Genomic DNA, 298 nt, shown 5'->3' with positions numbered 1-298 from the left:
GCCATCCGCAAAACCCTCTGTGCTGCCGGCAAAGGTGCTTACCACTCTATCTTCTATTTATCTGCCGGCGTGATCTTCCGGATGCGGTTGTTGCCATAATCTGCCACATAGACATTGTCGGATGAGTCCACAGCCACTCCGTAGGGGAAGTCAAACTGTGCTTCTGTGCCGATGTCATCCGCAAAACCCGCTGAGCTGCCGGCTAAGGTGCTTACCACTCTATCATCTATTCTATCTGCCGGAGTGATTTTCCGGATGCGGTTGTTGCCATAATCTACCACATAGACATTGCCCTCTG

At 51.7% G+C, this 298-nt stretch carries 1 protein-coding gene; it reads right to left on the bottom strand.

Translation table 11 applies throughout. The features are described 5' to 3' along the window. Positions 1 to 53 precede the first annotated feature (53 nt). Positions 54 to 298 (bottom strand): SBBP repeat-containing protein (locus S1OALGB6SA_RS08775; RefSeq protein ID WP_371686057.1); only part of this gene is annotated, 245 nt, incomplete at its 5' end.

The organism is Olavius algarvensis spirochete endosymbiont, assembly GCA_900608495.1.
Classification (GTDB): Bacteria; Spirochaetota; Spirochaetia; order DSM-2461; family DSM-2461; genus UBA2779.
The sequence above is the reverse complement of the archived record's forward strand: the minus strand, read 5'-3'. Positions and strand labels throughout refer to the sequence as shown.